Annotated in this window: 12 protein-coding genes; 5 read left to right on the forward strand and 7 right to left on the reverse strand. The window is 59.2% G+C overall.

Features of this window, described 5'->3' with window-relative positions; genetic code table 11:
- Window positions 1-61: 61 nt before the first annotated feature.
- The 6 genes from AD666_RS16715 to AD666_RS16740 all read right to left on the reverse strand — a co-directional run bounded on the left by AD666_RS16715 (window position 62) and on the right by AD666_RS16740 (window position 9,878).
- Window positions 62-4,879 carry a non-ribosomal peptide synthetase gene (locus AD666_RS16715; protein WP_053154142.1) on the reverse strand — a complete coding sequence of 1,606 codons (4,818 nt, stop codon included), beginning with the start codon at window positions 4,877-4,879 and terminating at the stop codon, window positions 62-64.
- 70 nt (window positions 4,880-4,949) lie between these two features.
- On the reverse strand, window positions 4,950-5,903 hold the full coding sequence (locus tag AD666_RS16720) for a TauD/TfdA family dioxygenase (RefSeq protein WP_256222682.1): 954 nt from the start codon (window positions 5,901-5,903) through the stop codon (window positions 4,950-4,952).
- A gap of 155 nt (window positions 5,904-6,058) precedes the next feature.
- Window positions 6,059-6,997, reverse strand: a complete 939-nt coding sequence (locus tag AD666_RS16725) for an ABC transporter substrate-binding protein (RefSeq protein WP_256222683.1) — start codon at window positions 6,995-6,997, stop codon at window positions 6,059-6,061.
- Window positions 6,998-7,048: 51 nt separating this feature from the next.
- The gene (locus AD666_RS16730; RefSeq protein ID WP_053154147.1) at window positions 7,049-8,098 is read right to left on the reverse strand and encodes an iron ABC transporter permease; all 1,050 of its coding nucleotides are present in this window, start codon (window positions 8,096-8,098) and stop codon (window positions 7,049-7,051) included.
- Complete coding sequence (locus tag AD666_RS16735) at window positions 8,095-9,078, reverse strand: iron ABC transporter permease (protein WP_053154152.1); 984 nt, start codon at window positions 9,076-9,078, stop codon at window positions 8,095-8,097. Before AD666_RS16735 ends, AD666_RS16730 begins: the two co-directional genes overlap by 4 nt.
- Window positions 9,075-9,878, reverse strand: a complete 804-nt coding sequence (locus AD666_RS16740; RefSeq protein ID WP_053154155.1) for an ABC transporter ATP-binding protein — start codon at window positions 9,876-9,878, stop codon at window positions 9,075-9,077. Before AD666_RS16740 ends, AD666_RS16735 begins: the two co-directional genes overlap by 4 nt.
- Window positions 9,879-10,281: 403 nt before the next feature.
- On the opposite strand from AD666_RS16740, the gene AD666_RS16745 reads away from it, so the two are divergent.
- Window positions 10,282-12,387, forward strand: coding sequence for a TonB-dependent siderophore receptor (locus AD666_RS16745; protein ID WP_256222684.1), 2,106 nt, complete (start codon window positions 10,282-10,284; stop codon window positions 12,385-12,387).
- Window positions 12,388-12,845: 458 nt separating this feature from the next.
- On the opposite strand, the gene AD666_RS16750 is transcribed toward AD666_RS16745, so the two are convergent.
- Entirely contained in the window at window positions 12,846-13,301 is a 456-nt protein-coding gene (locus AD666_RS16750) for a hypothetical protein (protein WP_218186708.1), read from the reverse strand.
- Between the two features lie 471 nt (window positions 13,302-13,772).
- Here AD666_RS16750 and AD666_RS16755 point away from each other — a divergent pair, with 471 nt between their 5' ends.
- The 4 genes from AD666_RS16755 to AD666_RS16770 are packed head-to-tail and all read left to right on the forward strand — an operon-like array spanning window position 13,773 to window position 17,899.
- Window positions 13,773-14,462, forward strand: a complete 690-nt coding sequence (locus AD666_RS16755; RefSeq protein WP_053154164.1) for a class I SAM-dependent methyltransferase — start codon at window positions 13,773-13,775, stop codon at window positions 14,460-14,462.
- Between the two features lie 16 nt (window positions 14,463-14,478).
- On the forward strand, window positions 14,479-15,408 hold the full coding sequence (locus AD666_RS26120) for an isopenicillin N synthase family oxygenase (protein WP_177330469.1): 930 nt from the start codon (window positions 14,479-14,481) through the stop codon (window positions 15,406-15,408).
- A 23-nt stretch (window positions 15,409-15,431) separates the two neighbouring features.
- A complete protein-coding gene (locus AD666_RS16765) occupies window positions 15,432-16,799 on the forward strand; it encodes an NAD(P)-dependent oxidoreductase (protein WP_053154167.1) in 1,368 nt (455 codons plus the stop codon).
- Window positions 16,796-17,899: a mandelate racemase/muconate lactonizing enzyme family protein gene (locus tag AD666_RS16770; protein ID WP_053154170.1), complete on the forward strand. Its 1,104-nt coding sequence runs from the start codon at window positions 16,796-16,798 to the stop codon at window positions 17,897-17,899. Before AD666_RS16765 ends, AD666_RS16770 begins: the two co-directional genes overlap by 4 nt.
- Window positions 17,900-17,927 lie beyond the last annotated feature (28 nt).

A 17,927-nucleotide genomic window follows, 5' to 3' on the forward strand; every position in this document is an offset into this window, starting at 1 on the left:
GGTATCCGAACCTGTATGTATGCGTGTATGCATGCCTGTATGTATGGCAACGCAGAGCTGATCACTGCTCGAGCTGCTCGAGCAGACCCAGGAATTCATCGTCGGACAAGCCGGAGTCAGCGAAGTCCGAAGCCGTGGCGCGACCCACCGTGGGCGCCAGGCAATGGTCCAGCAAATCGGCAATGCGCTGCTGGAACTGCTGGGCCAACTTGCCGACCAAGGCCGGCTCGTGGATCTGCGGGTCGTAACGCCATTCGATGTGCAGCCGACCTTCGTTCACCAGCGCGGTGACATCCAGCAGATGCGTGCGACGGGTACTGTCGGCGCGCATGCCGGGGCAGATCGGCCGGGCCAATCGCCACAGGCTGGATGCCTCGAGCCATTGCTCAACCCGTCCCAGGTAATTGAAGGTCAACAGCGAGGCCGTTCCCAGGCCGTGGGCCGGGTCGAGGCGCAGCAATCCATAGCCCAGGCCTTGTTCAGGCAGGCGACGCAGGGCTTCCTTGGCCGCGATGATCGAGTGCTCGGGATCCCACGAGGTGTCGATGGCCAGCGGGTAGCGACTGGTGTGCCAACCGATCGAACGGGACAGATCGGGGCCTTGCTCCCAGCCGCTGCGACCGTGGCTTTCCATTTCCAGGGTGACTCGCTCGCGTCCCTGCCACTGCCCGAGGGTCCCGGCCAGGGCAGCCACCAGCAGATCCTGGACTTGAGTGCCGTAGGCACCATGGCAATCGCCCAACAACAACTGGGTCTGCTCAACGGACAGTTGTGCCTCCAGCGTCCGGCTCTCACCGTACAGACTGACCTGTTCGGGCACCGTGCCCTCAGCCGCCAGTTGCTCACGCCAGTAGTCCACCTGCGCCAGCACCTGCGGGTCACTGCGGTGGCGCTGCAACGCCTCGCTCCACACATGGAAACCTGCCGTGACGGCGGGCAGAACCGCATCCGGTTGCAGGTACAGGCTCTCCAGCTCGTGCAGCAGAACCTGCCAGGACACCGCATCGACCAGCAAATGATGGGCCGTGCAGAGCAACTCCCGGCTCTGGGTGAAATACACCCAGCGGATCAACGGTGCCTGGGCCAGGTTCCAGCCCTGCTGCGAACGTTGCAGCAGGGCTTCGGTCAAGGGTTCTTCCTCCACTCGCAACAGCGCGTTGACCTGATCCTGGGAAAAGCTTTGATAGCGTTGCTGCCAGCCTTGCGAGGACGCTTCAAAGGTCAGGCGCAAGCTGGCATGGCGCTCCAGCAACGTGCCCAGGGCCTGGGTAAATCGTTGCTGATCCAGTGGCTCGTCCAGGGCCAACAGCAACGACTGGTTCCAGTGTTCGGCCAGGTTCTGTCCCTGGGAAAAGAACCATTCCTGAATCGGCGTCAAGGCGAACGCCGTGGTGGGCTCGGCCGGGTGATTGGCGGGCTGCTCGATCGTCGCGCCAAGGTCCACCGCCTGCTCGGCCCAACCGCGCACGGTGGGCGATTCGAAGATCTGTTTGGGCTTGAGCTGCAGGCCTTGTTGTTTGGCTCGGGCGATGATCTGCAAACTCAGGATCGAGTCGCCGCCGACCGAGAAAAAGTTGTCGTCGACCTGCAGATCCGGGTTATTGAGAATCTCCCGGGCGATCTCCAACAGGCGTAGCTCCAGGGTGCGCCGTGGTGTCTGCACCACTCGCGCCAGGGCACGCACCGTCTGTTCGGCGAACAATTGCTTGGGCGTCATCAGGATCTGTTGCTGGCGCGCCAGGGCAATGATCTGCAAGCCGAGAATGGAATCGCCGCCCAGTGCAAAGAAGTTGTCATCGGGCCCGACCTCGGGGTTGCCGAGCATGGCGCGCCAGATGTCCAGTAACGCGGTTTCCACGGCGTTCAGGGGCTGGTCGTCCGACGGCCCTGCCTCATGGGCCGGCGCAGTCACTTGCTCAGCCAGGCGCAACAACGCCTGACGGTCGACCTTGCCGTTGGGCAACAAGGCGAAAGCGTCGAGACAATGCCATTGCGCCGGTTGCATGTAATCCGGCAGTTGCCGTTGCAGGACGGCCTGGATGTCGGCCAGCGCGGCCGGCGGCGCAATCAGGAAGGCGACCAGGCGATTGCCAGACAACGGCGTCGGGCAGTTCAGCACCCTGACGTCGCTGACCTGCGGCATGGCGCGCAATTGGGCCGCAACTTCGGCGGGCTCCACCCGGTAACCGCGGATCTTGACCTGCTCATCGAGGCGGCCGAGAAACTCCATCTGCCCCTGGTGATTGAGCCGTACCCGGTCACCGGTGCGATAACCGTGCTCACCGAAACGTGCACGGTCATCGTCGCTGGCACTCAGATAACCCAGGGCCACGGTCGCTCCTTGAACGTACAGTTCGCCGCTGACGCCTGTCGGCAACAGGCTACCGTCAGGGCCACGCACGCTGACCTGGACGTTGGGCAGCGGCCGTCCCAGTGGCGCGGCGCCACCGGCATCCACCTCATGGGTCAACACTCCGACCGTGGTTTCGCTGGGGCCATAGTGGTTGACAATGCGCAAATCGGCCTTCAACGCACGCAAGCGTGTCACCAGATCGTGGCCCAAGGCTTCGCCACCGACCACCAGGCACTGTCGTGGCAACAACCGCTGCGGGTCCTTGGCGATCAACAAGGCATTGAGGTGCGACGGCACGATCTTCAACAGATCCACGGGTTGGCGGGCCAGTACCGCTGCCAGCTCCTCGGCATCGAAGGCCAGGTCTTCGTCCAGCAGGCGCAGACAGCGACCGCTCAGCAGTGCGCCGAACAACGCGGTGTGCCCCAGGTCCGTCGCGCAACTGGCCAGACTGGCCAGGCTCGCATCGTCCGGCAGGCCCAGGCGCTCAAGGCAACCGGTCACGTAATGAATCAGGTTGCCCTGGCTGACTTCAACGCCCTTGGGCCGTCCACTGGAGCCCGAGGTGTAGACCACGTACGCCGCAAGGTCGGCCGCCAGGGAAGCCCGCAAAGGCGACTCACTGAACAAGGGTGCGGGCGGCAGCGCCAGCCACCGGACCTGCTCGGGCAGCCACTCGGGGCGCTCGCCTTCACTGATCCAGACCTTGGGCATGGCGTCCTGGCAGATGTTCTGCAAACGCGACGCCGGCCACTGCGGATCGAGCGCCAGGTAAGTCGCGCCGCATTGCCAGGCTGCGAGCATGTGCATCACCAACTCACGACTGCGCGGCAAACACAGGGCAATGTGCTCACCGACCAGGCTCGAATCCTGCTGCAAACGTTCGCCACGGGCGACCACGGCACGGCCCAGCTCGGCATAGCTGAGCGTACCCTGTTCATCCTGAAGGGCTATCGACTGGGGCTTGCGCCCACACTGTTCAGCGAACGCCTGCCAGGCGTTGCTGAAGGGAACCGGCATGTCTTCCCCTTTGAGGAACGACTGCTGCTCGGGCGCCAGCCAGTCAAGCTCGGCAAACGGCACCTGGGGCCGTTCGATCGCCGCCAGGGCCAGGGCGACGAACTGATCGCGATAGCGTTCGATCGTTTCGTGGCGATACAACGCCTTGCTGTAGCGCCACCGACATAGAAATCCCTCTTCTTCGTCGATGATCACCATGTTCAACTCGTGGGCCGCGCCTCGCTGCTCCGACAATAAGCGGTCGACATATTGTTCGAAGGGCGCAATGCGTTCCTTGTTCAACGTGAACATGTGCTGGAACAGCGGTGCCCTGCCCGCCTGGCGCGGTAGATCCAACTGCTTGACCAGACGCGAGAACGGATAATGACGGTGCTGCAGGGCTTGCTTGACGGTGGCGTCGACCTGCCTGGCCCATTCGCCGCTGGACAACTCCCGACGCAGACGGCAACGAATGGGCAGCGGGTTGACCAGATACCCCGGCAAGTTGACGTGTTCACGGCGCAAGCGCCAACCGCTGGGCGTTCCCAGGACGAAGTCGTCCTGGCCCGACAGCACGCCGAGAAACTGCTGGAACAGCGAGAACCACAACACATAGGGCGTCACCCCCCACTCTCGGGCGACGGCGCGAAACCGTGCCGTGGTGGCCGGGTCAAAGCGGACCGACAACTCACCACCCTTGAATGCCTGGTTGCTGCCATAGGGGAAATCCGTGGGCAGCTCCAAGGCCGGGGCTTCGGTCAGTTGTGCCTGCCACCATGCCAGCTCCACGGGCTCGGCCGCTTCACTGCGGATGTGCAAGTCGCTGCAATAATCGCGGTAGGCATCGGGGTTCACGGCGGGCAGCGGCTGATCGTTGATCAGCGCGAACAGCTCGTTGAGCACGATGTAGAACGTGGCCAGGTCCGCCGCGATGTGATGAATCACCAGCAGCACGGAGTACTCGACATGGCCGTCGCGCGCATTGCTGAAGAGGACAACCCGGCTGACGTCTGCGTCTTCCAGCTTGAACGGAAGATCGGCCGCCTCGGTGATGCGTTGCTGCAACATTTGCGCGTCCGCATTCTGCAATGCCACACGCTGCAACGGCTGAACACGCTCGCGGTGGTACCACTGCAGCAAGTCGCCGTCGCGCTCGGCATAGGGCGTGCACAACAACGGATAGCGCTGTTGTACGGTTGCCCAGGCGTCTTGCAGACGCCGGGGCAAGTCCTCGGTAACGAACCGTGGTTTGATTCGTCCGGCATAGGCAATGTTGTAGGCGCAGCTGTCGGGCTCCAGACGCTGGAGAAACCAGAGCGCCTGCTCGTTGTCCGTCAGCGGGCGGGCGTCGAAATAGTCGGGATGCCGTTGCAGCCATTGCCGCACTTCGGCGTCGTGCGCCTGGAGCTGGGCACTGAGTTCTTCATCCAGTGCACTTGACGATCCGTGTGTCACGATCAAACGACCTTCGGCTATCGATAGGCGAATTCCACGCAGCCAGCAGCGATGCATCAGGCGATCGAGCATTTGATGTCCTTCATTGTGCTTGTTCGAAATAGGCCGCCCATTGCAACGGCCTTCTGAAAGAAAGAGGCGATCAGCCTGCCGAGGCAGGTTCCGCCATGGCGACCACGACCTTGCGCGCCCCCTGGAAAGTGGAACGACCGTGTGCAACCAGCATGTTGTCGAGCATCAAGACGTCACCCGTCTGCCACGGAAAGCTCACCTGACAGCGCTGCAGGACTTCGCGAATGTGCTCCAACGCGTGCAATTCAATTGGCGAGCCGTCGCCATAAAACACGTTACGCGGCACACCCTGCTCGCCGACGATGGAGATCAGTGTCTCGCGTACCGGCGCTGCAAGGTTGGAGATATGGAATAGATGCGCCTGATTGAACCACACCCACTCACCCGTCACCGGATGCTGAGCCACAGCCTGGCAGACCTGGCGAGTGGAAAGCTCACCGTCGTCCTTCCACTGGAACTCAATGTTGCTGGCGCGACAGAATTGCTCGACCTGTGAGCGATCCTCGGTGCTGAAAGCCTGTTGCCAAGGCAAGTCCAGGCCGTTGCCGTAATTGCGCACATACATCAGGCGCTTCTCGGCAAAACGCTGGCGGATAGCAGGGTCGATTCGCTGATAGACGAGACGGCTGTCAGCAATGGGCGTTTCACCGCCGACCTGCGCAGCCTGCACACAATGAAACCAGATCTTCATCGGCCAGTTCAGCGAATAGGACTGCTCATTGTGCAGCGGGATAACCTGGTGGGCAGGGTACTCGGTGGAGGTATACACCCGGTTGTTGAGCTTGGTGCGCGGGGTAGAGGCATAGTCGTAGGTCAGCAGCTCATGACCGAAGCTGCGCGCGAATTCCTCGAAGTCCGCCTCCCCCTTGAATGCGAAACCGCGAAATAAAATACCACCGGCACGAGGCAACTCGGCCTCTACTGCCTGCAGGATCCGCTCTCGACTGGCTTGCCAGGCATCGCCGGCAAGCGGAGCCTGGAATATGAACGGCAGGGTCTGCTCGTTACCCGGTACATCATCCATGGTTTGAACCTGTGCGTGCACCCAACCACTTTCCATATTGAAGCCCCCCCGCCATTCCGATCAGCGTATTTTTCGAGAGCACAAACTAATACAAACGACTAACAGGTGCAATAGAGAATCATTGTCATTAATGTCAATCGTATTACAGAAATGGATTATTTTTCCCGCAGCACGTTCTCCCGCTCAGCGATGTGCGACATCAACAGATAGGCAGACCCCAGCAGCCCCTGCATCGTATCGGCATAACGACTACGATTGAGGTACAGAAACTGGCGATTCTTCACTGCGAATAGATTCTGCCACTGGGGGGACTGGCGAAACGCCGCTGTGCTGGCCTCCGAGTCGAGCAGTTCTTCATAGGTGTCGATAATGAAATCGCTGTCGAAGTCGCCGATGCGTTCCAGGCTGTAAGGCACGTTCTGCCGCGCCTCGCGGTACGCGGCGACACGCCCCAGGCCAAAGTCGCCGATAACGTCGTCCATGCCACCGCGACCGATCAGTTGGAAGCCATCGCTGTAGACTTCCAGCGTCGTAACGGTGATGCGCGAAGGGTCTTTCACGCGCTTCTTGAATTCGCCGACAACCCACTGATATTCGTTGAGCATTTCTTCATAGCGTTGCTGCTTGCCGACCAGGTCGGCAAGCTCCTTGGCGTAGGTCTTGATGTCGCTTTCCCGTGCCGGCAGCAGTACGACCGGTGCGATCTTGCTGAGCTTGTCCTTAATATCAGCGTGGTATGACAACCCCACGATCAAGTCAGGTTTCAAGGCTGCGATAGCCTCCAGATCGGGTGACTGGTGCGAGCCGATGTACTGGATTCCCGTCGTATTGAATCGCTGCTGCGTTCCGCGAAACAGCACATCCGAGAACAGCTTCTTGCGCCCTGTCGAACCACAAGGCTTGATCCCCAGCTCGAGCAACTGAGCCGTCAGGCTGAAGTCATGCAAAGACACAATGCAGTGCGGAGCGACAGGAACCTCAACCCGACCAAAACTGTTTTCGAACACTTTGGTTTCAGCGGCGCTGGCCGGTACCGCCACCAATACCAACGGCACACAGAGCAGGCCGACCCAACCTCGAAAAAAACCTTTCACCCGTTCCCGCACGCACTTACCTCCAGACAATTCAATGAACACCGCTGCGTTTCAGCGACTGCGCTGACGCGCCAGCAAAACAATCAAATAAGGCGCGCCGATGATTGCGACCACCAGTCCCGCTGGCAACTGCAAAGGCGGTAAAAACCCCCTCCCCAGCGTGTCGCCGGCCAGCACAAGCAGCGCGCCGACCAAGGCCGACAAGGGGATCAACGCGCCATGGCGATCCCCAGCCATTTGTCGCGCCAGGTGCGGAGCCACCAGCCCGACAAATGTCATGGTGCCGACATTGGCCACTGCCGCAGCCGTCAACATGACACTGCACAGCAGCAAGGAGGCCATGATCCAGCTGACATGCAGACCGCGGCTGAGGGCGACTTTTTCGCCCAACTGCAACAGGTTCAACTGGCGATGGCAGAACAGCAACGGCATCCCCGCCAGCATCAGCCAAGCGCCAAGGCTTCGGACCTGGGCCCAGCCCGCCCGGTGCAGACTACCACCCAGCCACATCAGGGCCGACTCCACCTGATCGATGTTGCCGTAAGTAATCAACAGATCGGCTACCGCACTGAGCATCGCGGTAAGCCCCACGCCCACCAGGATCAGGCGCAACGGCGAGATACCCTGGCGCCAGGACAGCAGCGCAACGAAGAAAGCCACCGCCAACCCGCCGGCCAGTGCAGCCAATGGATAGAGCTCCAGGGGAAGCAGCGTCGGCCAGAGCACGATAATCAGCAACATGGTGACACTCGCGCCCGACTCCACGCCCACCAGGCCCGGCGCCGCCAGAGGATTACGTGTCAACGACTGCATCAACAGACCGGCCAGGGACATGGCGGCGCCCGCCAGTATCGCCAGCAAGACACGGGGCAGCCGCAGCTCCCAGAGTAGATTGCGCGTCGTCGAATCGACCTGCTCAGGCGCCAGTAATGCTTGCCATGCCTGGGCAACGTCCAATGAATAACTGCCGACGGTCAATGCATACGACGCTAGTGCAACAACGGCAGCCATCAGCACCAGCACGGAGATCAAGTCGATCGGTCTGGCCACCCAGGGCAGCAATGGATAGGTTCGGGGCAAGGTCAATCCGGCTCGCATCATCGGACCTTCCTCAATACCAACACAACAAAAATGGGGCCGCCAATCAGGGCGGTCACGATACCGGTGTTGAGCTCGAACGGGCGCACCACGGTCCTTGCCGCGATATCCGCCAGAATCAGCAGCAACGCTCCCAACAAAGGGGCGGCCAATAACAGACGGCGGTAGTCATCGCCAAACAGCAAACGCGCCGCATGCGGCACCACCAGACCGACAAACCCAATGGGCCCGGCCAGGGCTACCGCGCCCCCGGACAACAACACCACCGAGGCCAGGCCCAGCACCCGCATCTTCAACAGGTTGACCCCCATGCCGGCCGCGGCCTGAGGCCCCAGGCGATGGGCGTTCAAAGCACGGACGTTTACCAGGCACAGGCACATGCCCAGCAAGACATAGGGCCAGACCCAGGCCTGCATCGAGCCCCCGGTCACGCCGATGGAACCGGTCAGCCAGCGACGCAGACTGTCGAGCCCCTGCTGGTCGAGCAGCAACAGGATCGAGGTGATCGCGCTGAATAACGCCGCGATCATCGCCCCGGACAAGGTCAGTCGAATCGGATTGTGCCCCCGCCCCGCCAACATCAGGACGCCGATGGAAGCCACCAACGCGCCCGCGAATGCAAACAAGGGAATCATCGACATATCGTTGCCCGGCATCACCAGCAAGCCGAACACGACGAATAACGCGGCCCCGCTGTTGATGCCGAGAATGCCCGGATCGGCCAGCGGGTTGTCGCCCACCGCCTGCATGATGACCCCGGCGAGCCCCAGGCTGGCGCCCACCAGCATCGCGACCAGCAGGCGCGGCAGGCGACTGCCGCGAATGACACTCTGGTCTGGATTGTCTGGCGCATAGGCGACCAAGGCCTGCCAGGCCTCATGCCAGGGTATGTCCTTTGCGCCGACGGCCAGGTGAAGCAATCCCGTCAGGCCAATCGCCAGCAATAAACCCAACCAGACCGGTAACCGCAAACCGTGACTCACATCGCCTCCCGCACGGCCAGCGGCTGGATACGATTCGTCCTGGGCACACACAATGGATCGCCCGAATAAGGGTCAGTAATGATGTGCGCATCCAGATCGAACACGGCCTTGAGATTTTCCCGCGTGAAAACCTCGGCCGGCGCGCCCTGGGCGACCAAGCGTCCTTGGCGCATCATCACCAGATGGTCGGCATAACGCGCGGCCTGGTTCAGATCGTGAAGGACCGCCACGATGGTCTTGCCTTGGTCACGCAGATCCACCAGCAATTCAAGCAGCGTGATCTGATGGGCAATGTCGAGAAAGGTCGTGGGTTCGTCCAGCAAAATCACCGGGGTATCCTGGGCCAGGGTCATGGCGATCCAGCAGCGCTGCAATTGCCCCCCCGACAGGGTGGCCAACGAGCGATCGAGCAAAGGAGCGATACCGGCCAACTCAATGGCGCGGTCAATGGCCTGTTGATCCTGCTCGGACCATTGGCGCCACCAGCTTTGCCAGGGGAAGCGTCCCTGCATTACCAGCTCACGCACACTCATGCCGGCTGGCGATGTGGTGCGCTGGGGCAATAACGCCATTCGTTGCGCCAGGGCTCGACGCGAATGCTGCCCCAGTGGTTTCCCCGACAACTGCACACTGCCGGCGCTTGGCCGTAGCATATGCGCCAGCACGTTCAACAGTGTGGTCTTGCCGCAGCCATTGGCCCCGATCAATGCCGTGAAACAACCTTCAGGTATATCCAGGCTGACCCCGTTGAGAATCTGCTGTTCGCCATAGCTCAGCCGTACGTCGGTGGCTTTCAGCATGTCCGTCCCTCCACGCCCAAAAGGCCTGACCGAATAGGTTATCGAGCTTGCCCCGCAGTGTCCTACGTCCTGTGTGACGCCGGTAATCCACTGAGGGCTATTAAAGTGGGCGACAGGATAAGTCGAAAATAAAATTATTGCCTACAAGCCTCACAATATTAATGCAAACCTTTATCATTTGCAGCTAACATATGGCCAGTAGACACCCACCCTTAAGGTCCGCCTGGTAGAACAGAATCAGGGGCAAAAGGCTCCCCAAGAGCAAAATGTAAACTCAAGGACTTCGTCGATGCTCGAAAAAAAAACAACAGTTGGCACCGAAAAACGTTACGGCACGCGTCATACAGCTTTTCACCTGAGCACCCTTGCGCTGGCTTTGGGGAGCATTTTCTCGGCGCAGGCGATGGCCGCACAGGATGAGGCTTCCGACAAAGGTACGGCCATTCAACTGGGTGAAACCAACATCAATGCCACCGCCGTTGAAAATCCGACAGCTCCGCTCGCCGGCAAAGTCGCACTGCGTAATACCAGCGCCACCAAGACCAACGCGGCCATTACCGAAACGCCACAATCGTTGTCCGTGGTGACCGCCGATGAAATGCGTGATCGCAAATCCGACACCATGGCTGACGCCCTGAGCTACACACCGGGTTTCACCAGCCAGCCCAGCAGCTTCAATCGCACGTCCGACCGGTTCCGCATTCGTGGTTTCGACGTTGAGTCCGCCACCGGGGGCTCGCTGCGCGACGGCTTGCGCCTGCAAAACAACTCCTATGAAGGCGTCCAGGAACCCTACGGCATGGAGCGCGTGGAAGTGATTCGCGGCGCGGCCTCGGTCCTGTACGGGCAGCTGTCACCGGGTGGATTCGTCAACGGCGTCAGCAAGCGCCCGACGGAGGCACCGCTGCACGAGTTGGGCCTGCAATACGGCAATCACGATCGCAAGCAACTGACCGCGGACTTCAGCGGCCCCCTGGGCGACAGCGAGACGCTTAGCTATCGCTTGACCATGCTCAAGCGCGACAGTGACACCCAGCAGGACTACATCAACGACGACAAGACCTACATCGCCCCGGCCCTGACCTGGCGCCCCAACGATGACACGTCGCTGACCCTGCTGTCCTTCTATCAAAAGAGTGACACACGTTTCTCCGCCCCGCTGCCCTACCAACTCGTCAAAGGTGTCGGCAACGGCCCGTTCACCATCGGCCGCCACGATTTCATCGGCGAGCCTGATTACGACGATATGAATGGCGAGATGTCCGCCATCGGCTACGAGTTCGAACACCGCTTCGACGAGCACACCCGCATCAGCAACAAATTGCGTTACTACGAAGCGGATGTGAAATGGAAGTATCTGCAGGCCCAAACCAGCCCCACAGCCATCAATGGCGCTGCCAATACGGGTATCCTGCGTCGGCAGTACAGCGATCGACATGAACGCTCCAGAGCCCTGGCCAGCGACACCAATGTTGAAACCCGTTGGAACATCGGTGGTGTGGAAAACACTTTCCTGGTGGGCGCCGATACTTACGATGCCTCGTATGATTCACATAACTTCCGAGGCAACGCGCCGTCTATCAACCTCGGCGACTACAACTACGGTCAGCCGGTCGTGGTGGACGATCGCCCAGTCCGTGATCGTGGTTCGCAAATCGACACCCTGCAAACAGGCATATACCTGCAAGACCAGATCAAGTTCGACGATCACTGGTTGCTGTTGCTCGGTGGCCGACATGACTGGGCCAACCAGGATCAAAAAGCTTCTGCTCCTGGTCAGGACCCGACTCATCAAAGCAACGAAGCCACCACCTGGCGTGCGGGCCTTGTGTACCAGGCGGATAACGGCCTGGCGCCGTATATCAGCTACAGCGAGTCGTTCTTCCCCGTCGCGGTGTCTGAAGCATCTGGCCAGACCTTCGATCCCACCGAAGGCAAGCAGTACGAAATCGGTATCCGCTACCAGCCCCCTGGCAGCAACACGCTGTTGAGCGCAGCGGTCTATGAGCTGACGCAAAAAAACGTAGTGAAGCGCGACTTGGCGGGCCTCAATCCCCAGCAGATTGGCGAACAGCGCTCCCGTGGCCTGGAGCTGGAAGCCAAGACGGACGTGACGCCTCAACTGAGTGTCATCGCGACCTACGCCTACACCGATGCACGCATTACCAAAAGCCAGGTCCAGAGCGAAGTAGGCCAGCGCAGCGAAGACACGCCCTACCATCAGGCCGCCATCTGGGCAGACTACAACTTCGCCTTGTTCGGTTTGCCGCAGTTGAAGGTCGGTGGCGGTGCTCGCTACAAGGGAACGACCCAGGCCTCGGGTATCGACTCGCAGATGCCGGCCTATACCCTGTTCGATGCCATGGCCAGCTACCAGATCGACAAAAACTGGGATGTTTCCGTCAACGCAAACAACGTGACCAACAAAAAGTACACCTATTGTGAATTTGCGATCTGCCGCTACGGTGACGAGCGTGAGTTGGTGACGTCCGTTAACTACAGGTGGTAACCAGCCTACCAGTGTCGGACCAATGCGCCTGAACCGGCAGTATCGAGCAGGTAGCAGACGCGACAGCCAATACGGGTGGTGCATGGTCATGGATAGCTGAAAAAAGTCGATCCAGGAACCGCCCAGACTGATAAGTCAGTCTGGGCGGAGCGGCTCAGGCTGGATTTTTTATGCGTGGACAATGCCGCACTTTCGCTTGCCATGCCAAGAGCGCGCTGCACTGATCAGAGCAGGAAGAACATCACTCCAAACCGTGTAATCTCTTCAACTTACTGAGCAGCTCAAGCAACTGTTGAAGCGGCTCCTCACCGAACTGCTCCTGAATCTTCAGGTAATTGCTTGATCGGGTTCCGTGACGCGGGTGCTAAACGTAGCGCTCTAACTTCTTTACCCGCGCCAGACTCTCAAGAGGCCATAACCAACCGGCCCCTTACTTCCACGCGCCTCGTCGACACGACTTACCGTACCTGGTACAGCACAGCAGCTCCTGGCTTGGGTTCAAAAGCTGGCACAGTGCGCTGCTCAAGGGGCATACCTTTGGCGTCCCAAACCAAAGTGTCCGAGGGATATTCGTCCTTGCGGGTCATGGCGTCGATCTGCTTGGCGATCACCTCGGAGCTTTCAGGCACTTCTGGGTTCCATTCAAATACGCCAACTCTGCCATAGAACACAGCTGGCGCGTCGACGTCGAGGCGCCGATCGGGACACATGACCAGGCCACGTTCAAGCATAACCCGCAACGCGCCGACAGGCACCGCCTTCACCGCGGGCGTGGTGCGCTCGGTGCTGTGGCCTGGGCAGACATTGGCCGAGCGAGTCACCATGTCCTCGACCACTTGACGATCGGACTGAGCCTGCGCCGAAAAGGCAACGGCAGACAAGGCAAGCATTACGAGATTTGACTTCCAGAGCACGCGAAACCTCCTATGGAAAATACTTCGACGGTGCGGACCGCCCCAGTGTAAGCACAGTCCGTTGCCAGGGAGCACACATGAAGACTACCACGACATTAGCTTGTCAACCGGCTGACAGCCCCCATGGTGGGTCACTTGGAAGCCACGTCATATCGTGCTCTATAACTTGTAAGATAAGGCTGAGATTGAAAATTGAGATTTCCAATCTATTGACGGTGGCTACAGCTATGGAAAATTCGCGACCAGCGAAGAGTTCCCGAATGCCTTCAGCGAAAGCCTGAGCAATAGCGCTTTCCGTCAAATTCCTGCCACGGCATCTATAACATCTGGTTAACCATGTAGGAAAAACCTGAAGGATAAGTCATCTATTTGGCCTTTACAGTGCAGCGGCCAGCGAATAAGAATAAACACCCACTTACGCCACCACCCTGATTCATTCAACCTGAAAAATAATTTTCCGGAGAATACAGAATGGCCAGCGAAAATCACGTCACGAGAAGTTCCAACGCCAGCACCCCAACATCAGTCAATCGCGCTCTAAACTTCAATCGCGACTACTTTCGCCTGAGGGACTACTATGAAACGTGGTCTGTTGATTACGACAATGATGTGTTGGAGGAGAATTATTGCGGCCCACGCATGATCAGCGACCTGCTGACATCACTTCTTGGCAACGTGGACGAAAACAACAGACAACTACGTAGCTCGTTGCACATCATGGATGCCTGCTGCGGAACCGGACTCGTGGGTAAAGAGCTGGTCCAGCGAGGTTTTAGCGCCGTAGAAGGTTGCGATCTGTCACCGGCGATGACCCGGTTGGCGCGTCAAACCCAGGCGTATAGGGCTCTGTACGGTGGGGTGGACCTGACCGAACACAACACATTGATTGCGGACAACCAGTATGACGCAACTTTGTGCTGTGGTGCGTTCATCGAGGGTCACCTGCCCACAGAAGCCATTCACGAACTTATCCGCATGACCGCCCCAGGCGGACTTTTATTGTTCAGCACGCGCTGCACGTTCTATGAAGCAGAAAACTTCGCGAACATGCTGGACAGTTTAGTCGCGGCAAAAAAAATTTCACCCCTACCGTCACTGATGAATGCTCCTTATTTAGATGAGGTACACGCTCACTACTTGGCATTTAGAGTTGCCCAATAAATAAGGGAATCAGAGCATGGACGCCTTGAATCGTATTTCACTTGAGATGCTTGAGTCTATCGATACGACGCATGAAGTGCGGCGCCTGCGGGAAACCTGTATTCAGGACGGATTCTTTTATTTAACTGATCACGGTATAAATCCGCATTTAATCGATCAGGCGTTTATTGCGACACGACAGTTTTTCGCCCTGCCGCTGGAAATCAAGAATCAGTTTTCCCACGTCTACCAACAGGTCAGTCCAAGAACCTGCCGGGGTTATGTACATACCTTTGGTGAGACATTGCATGCTCCTACCGGCCCCGATTGTAAACAGCACTTCGACATGGGAAGGGAGGCCGCGAATTGTGCAAAGCCCTTCACCGGCCCAAACCTGCTGCCCGACGAGCAAACGGCTCCCGGTTTCGCCAAGACGATGCTGGCCCTGCAGGATCAAGTCATGCACAACGTGGTGCCTCGATTATTACAAGGGCTGGCGCTTGCACTTGGCTTGGACAAGCGATTCTTCGAGCCCTTCTTTTCCGACCCAGTATTGATCCAGCGCGCCCTGTACTACCCACCCCAGCGCAGTGGCGCGGGCAAACATACCGACAACGGCATATTCACCTTGTTGTTCCAGGAAGCTGGTGATGCCTGTGCGCTACGCGCTTTTTCCCAAGGACGCTGGATCGATGTACCGCCTCGCGGGCAGGAGGTGGTGGTCAACCTGGGGGACATGCTGATGAAGTGGAGTAATGGCCTCTTTACCAGTACACCCCACCAAGTCATCCACCGTGCGAACAGCGGCAGGGTGTCGCTGCCGTTTTTTGTATATCCGAACGTGGACGCTGAGTTCAACCCTCTGGGCAGCGACCAGGTCGTATCGTGCCAGCAAGTCATGCTTGAAAACTTCAACTCAATCTGGGTAACCGGCCAGGGTGCTGGCAGGGCTCGCGAACTCGCTTGACCCCACCATCAGGAGGAATCGATATGCAAGCTGCCAAGCCGAAAGTCGGCTTCATCGGTACCGGGAACATGGGCCGTCCATTGATAGAACGTCTGTTGAACGCGGGCTACGAGGTCCAGGTGTACGATATCGACCCCACGCATGCTCGCCCGGTGACCGAGTTGGGCGCCTCCTGGAAAGACACCCCTGCGCTGTGCGCTAACACATGCCAGATCGTGGTGACCTGCCTACCGCTACCGCACCACGTGCTGGAAAACATGACGGGCGAACACGGCGCCCTGGCAGGAATGGCGCAAGGGACGGTCTGGATCGACACATCCACCACCGACTATCACAACACCCGTCATATCGCTGAACTGGCCAGGCAAAAAAACATCTTCAGCCTGGAAGCGCCCGTCAGCAACCTGTCACATATGGGCGTGGATTTCGCCAATGTGTGTTTCTACATTGGCGGTGATGAACGCGGTTACCGCTTGAGCCAGGTCATGCTTGAAACCATGGGCCGCAAATCCTTCTATGTGGGAGAAATTGGAGCCGGCCAATCGGTCAAGCTGCTCACCAACCTGCTGTTCTACACCGCCACCGTGGTATGGGCCGAATTGCTGATCATCGCCAGGGCCAACGATATTCCCCTGCATTGGCTGTGGGACTACGTGAAAGTCTCGCGGGGAAACTGCTTTGTCAGCAACCAGCTGACTCCGTTCATATTCGACGCCAGCTACGATCATTCCTGTACGCTGGAGATCACCATCAAGGACACGAGCCTCACCGAGGCACTGGCCGATGAACTGGGGGTGGCAATGCCGCTGGGACGCATCGTCGCCCAGCGCTATTGCCAGGCGGGGAAGCTGTTCGACAGCCAGGACAATCACGTAAAAGTAGCCGCCTTGAGTGAGCGGGAAAACGAACTGTGCCTCACCCTGCCCAATTTTCATGCCCCTTCGCCCTATGGTGCCAATCGCAACTATCGCCACAGCGGCGATGTGGTTGAAGACGCCTTGGGCCGTATCACACCCACCCTCGCACCGCTGTTCCATTCAGGCGTTGTATTCACCAATGACAACAAGATCAAACTGGCCTCGCACCTGGTGGAGTTTCTGGCTTGCATCAACAAGGTCATCCTCGACGAGGCCTGTCAGATCGGCCGCGCAATGGGCCTCTCGGACGCCCTGATCGAGCAGGTGGTGAACTGGAGTTGCGGCCCCAGCTGGGTTGCCGAGCACCTGGATAGCTACGAGCCGTGTCTGGACAGTATTGCAGCCGTTGGCGAACTCCAGCAGGCGTTGCAACTGCCCGTCATCGAGCAAATCTTTCATCAGTCGATTTTGGGCTTCCCGTCCCCTGCCCAGGCAGTCGGCCATGGGTTGCGAGAGGGAGTGGTCACGCCATGAAGATCACCTCTATCAAGGTCTACCAACTGGATGTACCACTCAAGAACAAGTACAGCCTCAGCGGCGGTCGCCTGCACTACGACTCACTCGACACCACCATCGTCCTGATCACCACGGACAGCGGTCTGGTGGGCGTCGGCGAGAGTTGCCCCTGGGGTGCCACTTACCTGCCGGCCTACGCCAAAGGCGTGCGAGCCGGCATCGACGAATTGGCACCGCACCTGCTTGGGGAGAACCCCTTGCACCTGGATCAGATCAATGCACGCATGGATGTCATGCTACCGGGTCATCCCTATGTGAAAGCAGCAATTGACCTGGCCTGCTGGGACATCCTGGGCAAACACTGCCAATTGCCGATATATGCGTTGCTCGGCGGCCGGTTCCAAGCGTCGATTGCCTTGCAAAGCAGCATTCCCACCGACGACGCAGAGCAGATGGCGAACTATCTGGCACTCGCCCGCAGTGAGGGCTATCGCACCCACTCCTGCAAGGTCGGCATCGGGGTGGATGAGGATGTCGCCCAGATCCGGCACCTGCTTGAGCAGCGCCTGCCCGGAGAAGTCATCACGTTCGATGTCAATCGTGCTTGGACAGTGGCGGAGGCCGTCTCCGTGATGAACAGCGTGAAGGACCCAACTGTGTGCTTCGAACAGCCCTGCGAATCAATGGAACAGTGCCGAGCCGTGCGTGAGTTGACACGCAACCCGATCATTCTTGACGAATCCATCGTTACCCTTGGTGACCTGGTACAAGGCCAGCGCCAGAACATCGCCCAGTTGATAGGGTTGAAGATTGGCCGCGTCGGGGGTCTGACCAAAGCCCGGCAACTTCGGGACTTCTGTGCCTACCACGGCATCCGGATGAACATCGAAGACGTCGGCGGCACACAGATCAGTGACAGTGCCGTGATGCACCTGGCCGCCTCGACTCCCGGCCGCCTGCATCGCGCCAGCTGGAACTGCTGCCGACACCATGAGGTACGACTGGCCGAGGTGGATTTCGAAATCAGCCAGGGACGTGCCTACCTGCGTGACAGCCCAGGTCTGGGACTGACCCTTGACCCTCGGCAGTTCGAGCATCCCGTCGCACAGTACGGATGAACTTCACGGTTTTCAACCTGATCCATGG

It is taken from the genome of Pseudomonas sp. Pf153 (assembly GCF_001269775.1).
Taxonomy (GTDB): domain Bacteria; phylum Pseudomonadota; class Gammaproteobacteria; order Pseudomonadales; family Pseudomonadaceae; genus Aquipseudomonas; species Aquipseudomonas uvaldensis.